The sequence below is a fragment of the Streptosporangium sp. NPDC005286 genome, from assembly GCF_040607515.1.
GTDB lineage: Bacteria > Actinomycetota > Actinomycetes > Streptosporangiales > Streptosporangiaceae > Streptosporangium.
Genome location: NZ_JBEXGU010000021.1, coordinates 72,079 through 81,285, shown reverse-complemented (window position 1 = coordinate 81,285; position 9,207 = coordinate 72,079). Strand labels below are relative to the sequence as shown.

Annotated in this window: 8 protein-coding genes; 3 read left to right on the top strand and 5 right to left on the bottom strand. The window is 69.3% G+C overall.

What is annotated here, in order from left to right; genetic code table 11:
- Positions 1-193: 193 nt before the first annotated feature.
- Entirely contained in the window at positions 194-559 is a 366-nt protein-coding gene (locus tag ABZU75_RS11180) for a hypothetical protein (RefSeq protein WP_355552054.1), read from the bottom strand.
- Between the two features lie 476 nt (positions 560-1,035).
- Here ABZU75_RS11180 and ABZU75_RS11175 point away from each other — a divergent pair, with 476 nt between their 5' ends.
- Complete coding sequence (locus ABZU75_RS11175) at positions 1,036-1,950, top strand: hypothetical protein (RefSeq protein WP_355552051.1); 915 nt, start codon at positions 1,036-1,038, stop codon at positions 1,948-1,950.
- A 114-nt stretch (positions 1,951-2,064) separates the two neighbouring features.
- On the top strand, positions 2,065-2,433 hold the full coding sequence (locus tag ABZU75_RS11170) for a roadblock/LC7 domain-containing protein (RefSeq protein WP_355552048.1): 369 nt from the start codon (positions 2,065-2,067) through the stop codon (positions 2,431-2,433).
- Positions 2,434-2,567: 134 nt separating this feature from the next.
- On the opposite strand, the gene glpK is transcribed toward ABZU75_RS11170, so the two are convergent.
- Positions 2,568-4,085: a glycerol kinase GlpK gene (gene glpK, locus ABZU75_RS11165; protein WP_355552045.1), complete on the bottom strand. Its 1,518-nt coding sequence runs from the start codon at positions 4,083-4,085 to the stop codon at positions 2,568-2,570.
- Between the two features lie 74 nt (positions 4,086-4,159).
- A complete protein-coding gene (locus ABZU75_RS11160; RefSeq protein ID WP_355552042.1) occupies positions 4,160-4,987 on the bottom strand; it encodes an MIP/aquaporin family protein in 828 nt (275 codons plus the stop codon).
- Between the two features lie 367 nt (positions 4,988-5,354).
- Here ABZU75_RS11160 and ABZU75_RS11155 point away from each other — a divergent pair, with 367 nt between their 5' ends.
- Entirely contained in the window at positions 5,355-6,425 is a 1,071-nt protein-coding gene (locus ABZU75_RS11155) for a polysaccharide deacetylase family protein (RefSeq protein ID WP_355552039.1), read from the top strand.
- Positions 6,426-6,458: 33 nt separating this feature from the next.
- Here the strand turns inward: ABZU75_RS11155 and ABZU75_RS11150 are convergent, their stop codons facing one another.
- The gene (locus ABZU75_RS11150) at positions 6,459-7,574 is read right to left on the bottom strand and encodes a trypsin-like peptidase domain-containing protein (protein WP_355552036.1); all 1,116 of its coding nucleotides are present in this window, start codon (positions 7,572-7,574) and stop codon (positions 6,459-6,461) included.
- A 19-nt stretch (positions 7,575-7,593) separates the two neighbouring features.
- On the bottom strand, positions 7,594-9,057 hold the full coding sequence (locus ABZU75_RS11145) for an AMP-binding protein (protein WP_355552033.1): 1,464 nt from the start codon (positions 9,055-9,057) through the stop codon (positions 7,594-7,596).
- Positions 9,058-9,207 lie beyond the last annotated feature (150 nt).

Genomic DNA, 9,207 nt, shown 5'->3' with positions numbered 1-9,207 from the left:
GGGGGGGGGGGCCCCCCCCCCCCCCCCCGACCGCCCTTCGTTCATGCGGGCCTTCGTTCATGCAGGGCGTCCGCTGTCAGCACGGTGACCTCGTCCTCGTCCTCGTCCTCGTCCTCGCCGGAGGCGCGGCCGCCGGATGTGGCGGACTCGCGCGCCGGGATTCCCTTCGCACCCGGCGGTGGTTCTCCCGGGCCTAGATGGTGAGCGAGCTCTCGATGCGCCGAAGGTGGTGCCTGGCCAGGGCGAGGTTGGCACGGTCCCGGTCGAGCACCAGGTAGAGGAAGGTGTGGCCGCCGCTGTCGGCCAGCAGCCTGATGATGTGATACTGCCTGGCCAGCGTTATGAGGATGTCCTCCACGGAGTCGTTGACGTTCAGCGCCGACAGGGTCCGGACCTTGGCACGGACGACCTCGGTGTTGCCCGCCGCCGCCACCTCCAGGTCCAGATCGCGGCTTCCTCCGATCGTGCCGAGGCACATGCCGCTTTCGTAGTCGACCAGTGCCGCGCCGACCGAGCCGTCGATCGTCATGGCTTCCTTGAGGGCGGTTTCGATGTTCATGAGCTTCTTTCTCAGGGGGGCCGGTACGGGCGTCGCCTCGCCGGACGGAGTTATCGGACGTGCGAACGAGGTCATCTGTGGCGGTAGATACGTAAAGTACACTCACCCACTACCGTTAGTGAAGTGCAATATGGTGTAGTAACGGATGACCGGTTCATCCGAGGGGGTACCCGGAACTCCATCCTGTGGTCGAGGGCATGACCTGTCCCGTCCGCGGAGTGAGAGGTCTGCCGTGCCCGGACGCCTCCCGGCCCGTCCCAGGGGCGCGTGCGGCGGCATCCTTCCCAGGCTGGGCGGCGCCTGCCGGGACAGATGGAGGAAACACAGTGGTGAAGGCCGATCCACGTCACGTACGTGAACGACGCGGCCTCCGCGAGCGGAACCAGAGGTGACCCCGTGCCGTCGTCTGCCATGACCCGGCCGAGGCCGGCCCACGGGGCGGTGGACCGTTCCCTTCCGCAGGGCGGGATGACGGCGTGACCACCGGGGAGCCGGGAGTTCTGGGCGAGATGGGAAGCTTTCTGCTCGGCTTCTCGCGGGAGGGTTTCTCCGGCGTGCTCCGCGTTGAGGGCGGCCCCGGAGGGACCCTGTGGATCAGGAACGGCCTGGTGGTGGCCGCCACGACACCGGCCGCACCCGGCCCGGAGTCGCTGCTGCTGCGGTCGGGCCGGGTATCGGAGAGGGACTGGACCGACGCGTACGCGGTCGGTGCCCCCTCGGACCGGCTGGCCGCGGAACTCGTCGAGCGCGGCGTCATCGGTGAGGCGGGCCTGGAGGCGGTGTGCATGGCCGCCCTCTTCGACGCGGTGTTCGCCATGATCCTCTACGGCGTCGAGTCGTGTGTCGCGGAACCGGCCGGACCCGACGACCACCTGCCGCTGCTGCCGGTCCTGCCGGGCGTCGGACCCGAACGGCTCGCGCGGGAGACCGCCCGCCGGATGGAGCACGTGGCCGGCTGGCGCCGGCTCGACCTGTCCATGCGGGTCAGGCCGGTGCCCCCGGCCACCCCCGTTCCCACGATGCTCGGTTCCGACCGCATCCGCCGCGCCGTGCTGGAACGGGCGAACGGCCGCAGGACACCGCGCGACATCGCCTTCGTACTGGGCAAGGGCCTGTTCGCCGTGATGAGCGAGATCGCCAGAATGGTCGAGGAGGGAGTGCTCGACCTCGGCGGCCCCGAGGTCGCGCCGAGCGGAGCCGCCCCCGACCCCGAACCTGGCGGAAAGCACGAGGACCTGGCTGCCCGGCTGCCCCGCCGCCGCCCGGGTACCAGCAAGATCAATGAAGTACTGGCCCCCGCCGGAGGAGGACCGGCCCTGCCCCGTCCCATCCTCGCCCTCAGGTCCCTGCCTCCGCGGGAGGCGGACGCCCCTGATCTCACGGGTGGATGAGGGCGCCGGGGAAGGGCGGACCGTGGAACGGCCGCCGCACAGGCTGCGCCCGCTCAGATTTCCGAGAAGAACTCGTCGAGTGGCACCGCGCCGCTTCTACGCTGGAGGTATTTGATGAGCAAGCAGGCGGTGCTCGCCGAGCTGAAGATCCTGCGCGAGCAGGTGACCGGCGTGCTGGAGACGGCCGTCGCATCGGTGGACGGGCTGCTCGTCGCGGCCGACAGCGACGGTGCGCGGCCCGAGGTGCTGGCCGCGCTGGCCGCCACCACCCTGGGGCTGGGAAAACGCACGGGCTACGAGGTGGGCATGGGGGAGCTTCTTGAGGTGGTGACCCGTTGCCGCGGCGGATACATCGTCGTCTACGCCATCCGCCAGGAGGCGCTGCTGGTCGTGCTCGCCGACGAGGGGCTGGACGTCTCCCGGCTCCACGTGGAGTCCCGGCCCACGGTGGAGCGGCTGGGCAAGCTGCTCGCCGGAGCCTGACCGGGACGCAGACGGGACGCAGACGGGACACAGACGGTGACCGGTGTGCCCGATGCCCGAGGGGGCCCACCGGTCAGGGGCGGCGGGAGGGACGGGAGGCGTCCCCGGCCGTCGGAGTGCGTGGAGCGGGGCGTTCAGGACACGTCGACCCAGTTGAGGGTGCGTTCGACTGCTTTCTTCCAGCCGGCGTAGCCGACGGTCCGCTGCTCCTCGGACCACTGCGGCTCCCAGCGGCGGCCCTCCTGCCAGTTCTGTTTGAGCTCGTCCTTCGACTTCCAGAAGCCGACGGCCAGCCCCGCCGCGTAGGCGGCCCCCAGCGCGGTCGTCTCGGCCACCACGGGCCTGGAGACGGGTACGCCGAGCAGGTCGGCCTGGATCTGCATGCACAGGTTGTTGGCGGTGACGCCGCCGTCGACCCGCAGGACGTCGAGGGTGACGCCGGAGTCCTGCCGCATCGCCTCGACCACGTCGCGGCTCTGGTAGCAGATCGCCTCCAGGGTGGCCCGCGCGAGGTGGGCGTTGTTGTTGAAGCGCGACAGGCCGACGATCGCGCCCCGGGCGTCCGACCGCCAGTACGGCGCGAAGAGGCCGGAGAAGGCGGGCACGAAGTAGACGCCGCCGTTGTCCTCGACCTGCCGGGCGAGCGACTCGCTCTGCGCCGCCCCCGAGATGATGCCGAGCTGGTCGCGGAGCCACTGCACGGCGGAGCCGGTCACGGCTATGGAACCCTCCAGCGCGTACACCGGCGGCTCCTCACCGAAGCGGTAGCAGACGGTGGTGAGCAGGCCGTGTTTCGAGCGGACCAGATCGGTGCCGGTGTTGAGCAGCAGGAAGTTGCCGGTGCCGTAGGTGTTCTTGGCCTCGCCCACCTCGAAGCAGACCTGTCCGACGGTGGCGGCCTGCTGGTCGCCCAGGTCACCGGAGAGCGGGACCTCGCCACGCAGCGGGCCGCCCCTCCTGGTGGTGCCGTACAGACCGGGGTGGGAGGAGGGGGCGATGGCCGGCAGCATCCGGCGGGGGATGCCGAAGAACGACAGCAGCTCGTCGTCCCAGTCGAGGGTCTCCAGGTCCATCAGCATCGTGCGGCTGGCGTTGGTGGGGTCGGTGACGTGCACGCCGCCGTCGGTACCGCCGGTGAGATTCCACAGCAGCCAGGTGTCGGTGTTGCCGAAGATCGCCTCTCCGGCCTCGGCCGCCTCGCGTACCCCGTCCACGTTCTCCAGGATCCACTGGATCTTGCCGCCGGAGAAGTACGTCGCCGGGGGGAGGCCCGCCCTGTGGCGGATGACGTCGCCCCTGCCGTCGCGGTCCAGGGCCGAGGCGATCCGGTCGGTGCGGGTGTCCTGCCAGACGATCGCGTTGTGGTACGGGCGTCCGGTGGTCCGGTTCCAGACCACCGTGGTCTCGCGCTGGTTGGTGATGCCGAGCGCGGCGAGGTCGGCGGCGACCAGGCCCGCCCTGTTCAGCGCCGTCTCGATCACCGCCCTGGTGCGCTCCCAGATCTCCGTGGGGTTGTGCTCGACCCACCCCGCCCGCGGCAGGATCTGCTCGTGTTCGAGCTGGTGCCGGGCCATCTCGTTGCCGCCGTGATCGAAGATCATGAAACGGGTGCTCGTCGTGCCCTGGTCGACCGCTCCGACGAAGTCAGGCATTGCGTGGTGCCTCCTTGGTGAGACTCTCCGGGGGATCTGCTGCTTGTTCTTACCCGCGGTCGCCGCGCGCCCGTTCAGGGGTGGCGCGGGTCTTCGGGCGTTACGCGCCCCACCTCGGGGCCGGTCTCCTCGGAAGGAAGGAATCCGGCCACCAGGATCTCGTAGAGGAACGCCCCGATCAGCCCCCCGATGAGGGGTGCCACGATCGGCACCCAGAAGTAGAGCTGCCCGTACTGGTCCTGCCAGGCGGTCTCGTACCCGGTCAGGAACGAGGCGAGCCGCGGTCCGAAGTCGCGGGCGGGGTTGATGGCGTAGCCGGCGTTGCTGCCCCAGGCCATGCCGATGGCCACGACCACCAGGCCGATCACGAAGGGGGCGAGGTTGGCCATGGGCGCCGTGTTGCGCGCGTCGGAGAGGGCGAAGACGAGCAGGAGCAGGATGGCGGTGCCGATCACCTGGTCGCGGAAGGCGCCCCAGGTGCCGACGGGCAGGGACCCGTTGCCCGGCAGGGTCGAGAAGACGCTCTGGGTCTTGATGGTGAGCCCGGGGTCGGCCTTCTCCAGCACCTCGCCGTAGTTGAAGCGGACGATGAGCGCCGCCACGAACGCGCCCGCGGTCTGCGCCAGGCAGTACGGCAGGACCTTGTGCCAGGAGAAGCCCTTGAAAGCGGCCAGCGCGACGGTGACGGCGGGGTTGATGTGGGCGCCACTGGTGCGCGCCGAGACGTAGACGCCCAGCGTCACCCCGAGCCCCCATGCCCAGGCGATGCTGTCGTGGTCACCGACCCCGGCCGCCACGACCTGGGCCACCGCCGCCACCCCGAACAGGATCAGCACCATGGTGCCGGTGAACTCGGCCGCCATCTCGCCGAGAAGCCCGCGGCCCCTCAGTCGCTCCGCCATCTCTCCTCCTCGCGATGCCGTCCGGATCCCGCTCGGATGCCCGGACGGTAGGCGCGAAATAGCGGGAGGTCAACGGTAGCGTGACTGAATTATTGAATAATGGTCAATAAAATTAGTCATCGGTAACACCGCTAAATACCGGACGACTCCTGTCACTCGCGGCTTCCACACCGGGTGAGAATCCCGCTGCCGATCGATTTCCCGCGGCGGACGCCCCTTCTGGGCGGGGCCGGTGCGACGCGGAAAGGGCAGGGCCCGCGCGATGTCGCCGAAAGTGGCTCCGGCGCGAACCTTTGCCAGTGGCGGAGGTCAACCCGCAGGTCAGAGGGGGATGAGAAGCGTATCGTCAGCGCGCTTGGAGGATTCGATGGGCCGTCTCAGAATAGGCAGGGCCGGTGTGGTGGTCGTCGCGGCAGGAGTCGTGCTGGCCGGGTGCGGATCGGGACAGGACGAGGCCGACGAGCAGAAGGCGAAGCTGGCCGCCGCGGCCAAGGCGTCGGCCGCCGCGGCGGCCTCGCAGGCCAACCTCCTCAAGACCAGGACGGCGGCCGCCGCCAAGGTCAAGGCCAACGAGCTCGGTCAGGTCCCCGTTCTGATGTACCACCGGGTGGTCGACAAGCCCGCGACCCAGGACGACCGCACTCCCAAACAGTTCCGCACCGAGCTGGAGCGGCTGGCCAGGGAGGACTACGTGCCCGTCACCGCGGCCGAGTTCGTCACCGGGCGCATCGACATCCCGGCGGGCAAGCACCCCGTCGTCCTCACCTTCGACGACTCCTCACCCTCGCAGTTCGAGCTGGACGGGACGGGCGTCCCCCGGCCGAACACCGCGGTCGCGATCCTGCAGAGCGTCGCCAAGGCCCACCCCGGCTTCCGCCCGGTCGGCACGTTCTATGTCACGCGCGACATGTTCGGCAAGCAGACGCCCGAGGAGGGGGCGCAGATGCTCCTCTGGCTCACCGACAAGGGCTTCGACATCGGCAACCACACCCGCGACCACCTCAACCTGCGGGGCAAGGAGAAGAAGGCGGTGAACGCGGAGGTGGCGGCGGGCCACCGGCTCATCACCGGGCTGATCAAGACGCCCCCGGTCACGCTGGCGCTGCCGTACGGCAACCAGCCCGACACCAAGGAGTGGGGTCTCAAGGGCTCCTCGGGTGATGTCTCCTACAACTACGGCGGTGTGTTCCTCGCCGGTTACACCCCCGCGCTGTCGCCGTTCAACAAGAAGTTCGACCCGCTCGGCATCCCGCGCATCCGCTCGATGGACAAGACGGGCGACTGCGCCAAGTTCTGCTCCGTGGCCTGGCTCGACTGGTTGAAGGCGAACGCCGACGAGCGTTACACCTCCGACGGCGACGTGAAGACGATCGCCTTCCCCAAGTTCAAGGCGCCCTTCGTGGCCAAGTCCTTCAGCGATCGCGTCCTGCCCTACTGAGCCCGGTCCCGCTGAGCCCGGTCCCGCCCCGGCTCAGCTCCCGTGCAGCTCCTCAAGGGGAACGGAGAGGGTGGTCCTTGAGCCGTCGGGGCGCAGGATCTCGACCTTCGCGTCCTCGCCGGGCTTGAGGGACGACAGGACCGTCGACAGGTCCTGGGTCGACGGGGTGGGCGTGCCGTCGATCGAGATGATCAGGTCTCCGGCCTTGAGCCCCGCCCGCTGCGCGCCGCTGTTCTTCAGCACCCGTACGACGGTGACGCCCGCGGGCTCCCCGCTCATGTCGATCACGGTCCGTACCACGACGCCGAGCGCGGCCCGGTGGGTGTTGGTGACCTTGCCGTCCCTGATGATCTGCGTGGCGATGTCCTTGACGGTGTTGGAGGGGATCGCGAAGCCGATGCCCGCGGCCTGGGCGTTGCCGAGTTCGGGGTTGACGGCGGTCAGGGTCGGCACGCCGATGACCTCGCCCGAGAGGTTGACCAGGGCGCCGCCGCTGTTGCCCGGATTGATCGGCGCGGAGGTCTGGATGGCCCCGCTGATCGTCGCCCCGGGCGAGGTCTCGTTCGAGGGTTCGTTGACGGTGCGGCCGAGCGCCGAGATGATCCCGCTGGTGACACTGCCGGACAGGCCCAGCGGGTTTCCCATGGCCAGCACGATCTGGCCGACACGCAGCCCTGCGGAGTCGCCGAAGACGGCGGGCTTCAGCCCGGTCGGGTCGTCCACCTTGATCACGGCCAGGTCGCCCAGCTCGAACGAGCTGATCAGTCTGGCCGTCCGGGGGGTGCCCCCGGTGGCGAGTGTGACCTCGAACCGCTTGCTGCCCCCGACCACGTGGGCGTTGGTGATGATGTGCCCGGCGGTGTCGTACACGACCCCGGAGCCGAGGCTCTCTCCCGTGGTGATCTGCACGATGGACGGCAGCACCTTGGTGATGATCTGCTCGTAGGCGGCCTCCAGGGAACCGGGGCCGCTTCCGGGAGCCGGTGTGGCTCCGGGCGAGCCTCCCGCGGAGGCACCGGGGGAGGTGCTCGCTGAGACGCTGGGTGAGCCGGCCGCCCCGGGTGGTTGCAGACTCATGTCCTGGCCGCAGCCCGCGAGCGTCATGACGGCGGTCGCAAGCAACGCGACGCCTGTCTTTGATCGTCCCATGCATGGGTATCTTCCCAGCTCAGGCAGGAAGATACGTCTCGCGAAGGCCGCTGCGGCTGAGCTTGCCGGTGGGGGTGCGCGGCAGCCGGTCGCGATATTCGATCACCCGGGGGTGCTTGAGGCGTGCCAGCCGGGCCGCGCAGTGGGCCAGCAACTCGCCGGTGAGGTCCGCGCCGGGCACGGCGTCCGCCGAGGGCTGGACCAGCGCGACGACGCGCTGGCCCCATTCGGGGTCGGGGACGCCGATCACGGCGACGTCCGCCACCGAGGGGTGTTCCTGGAGCACCGCCTCGATCTCGGCGGGGTAGATGTTGACCCCGCCGGAGATGATCAGGTCGGTGCGCCGGTCGCAGAGGAACAGGTAACCGTCGGTGTCCAGATAGCCGATGTCGCCGGGGGTGTAGAGGCGACCGCGCATCGCCGAGGCGGTCTTGGACGGGTCCTGGTGGTACTCGAAGCGGTTGATGCCGCCGATGTAGACCAGGCCCGGCTCGCCGGGCGGGAGCTCGTCACCGTCGTCGCCGACGATGGTGAACTCCATGCCGTCGATGGCCCGGCCGACCGTACCGGGCCGCTGGAGCCACTCCGCCGAGGAGACCATGGTGACCACGGCGGCCTCGGTCGAGCCGTAGTACTCCCACAGCACGGGGCCGAGCCAGTCGATCATCGCCTGCTTGGTGGCGGGCGGGCAGGGGGCGGCGCCGTGAAAGAGACGTGTTAACGACGATAAATCGTGCTTTGTTCTGACGGAGGTGGGCAGGGCCAGCAGCCGGTGGAACATGGTCGGCACCATGAAGGCGTTGGTCACCCGGTGCCGCTCGATGAGCGCCAGTGTCTCCGCGGCGTCGAACCGCTCGGTCACCACCACCGTGTGGCCGAAGTGCAGGGCCATCATCGTCTGCCCGTACGGCGCGGAGTGGTAGAGCTGCGACAGTAGTAGGTGCACCCCGCCGGATTCGAGTCCGAAGTGCCGCCAGCTCTTGCGCATCAGGATCGGGTGGAGGCCTTCCGGGGTCAACTCGATCAGCCGCCGCCGTACGCCCTTGGGCCTGCCGGTGGTGCCCGAGGTGTAGAGCATCATCGACCCGGCCCTGCGTTCCTCGGGCGGGGTGGTCGGCTGCCCCTCGGCGAGGGCACCGGTCTCCACGAACCCGCCCGGCACGGCGTGCCCGTACCGCTCGGAGCCGACCACCACCCGTGCGGCGCAGTCGGTGATGATGTAGCCGATCTCCTCGGCGGTGTAGTGCCAGTTCACCGGGATGTGATAGGCGCCGATCTGGTATGTCGCGAGCATCATCGTGATCGCGTCGATCCCGTTGGACAGGACCGTCACGACCGTGTCGCCGGGCCGGGTACCGCGCGCCAGAAGGCCGTACGAGACCTGGTTGACCCGATCGTGCAGCTCGCCGTAGGTCACGCTGTCGCCCGCGACGACGGCGACACGTCCGGGATCGGCCGTTGCGATCTCGTAGAAGCCCCTCATAGCCGCGACCATACAGAACGACATTCTGTTCATGGAAGGGGAAAGGCGGTTACCTGGGCTGATGCACATCCCGTGGCCGAAGCGTAATAAACGACGATGCGTCGAATCTTTCCCAGGTGACATACCCTGACGCGTATGGCGGACGTCGGC

Excerpts from the sequence above, each read along its gene's own strand:
- ABZU75_RS11180 (WP_355552054.1), bottom strand. The coding sequence starts at position 559 with ATGAACATCGAAACCGCCCTCAAGGAAGCCATGACGATCGACGGCTCG.
- ABZU75_RS11170 (WP_355552048.1), top strand. The coding sequence starts at position 2,065 with ATGAGCAAGCAGGCGGTGCTCGCCGAGCTGAAGATCCTGCGCGAGCAG.
- glpK (WP_355552045.1), bottom strand. The coding sequence starts at position 4,085 with ATGCCTGACTTCGTCGGAGCGGTCGACCAGGGCACGACGAGCACCCGT.
- ABZU75_RS11160 (WP_355552042.1), bottom strand. The coding sequence starts at position 4,987 with ATGGCGGAGCGACTGAGGGGCCGCGGGCTTCTCGGCGAGATGGCGGCC.
- ABZU75_RS11155 (WP_355552039.1), top strand. The coding sequence starts at position 5,355 with ATGGGCCGTCTCAGAATAGGCAGGGCCGGTGTGGTGGTCGTCGCGGCA.
- ABZU75_RS11150 (WP_355552036.1), bottom strand. The coding sequence starts at position 7,574 with ATGGGACGATCAAAGACAGGCGTCGCGTTGCTTGCGACCGCCGTCATG.
- ABZU75_RS11145 (WP_355552033.1), bottom strand. The coding sequence starts at position 9,057 with ATGAGGGGCTTCTACGAGATCGCAACGGCCGATCCCGGACGTGTCGCC.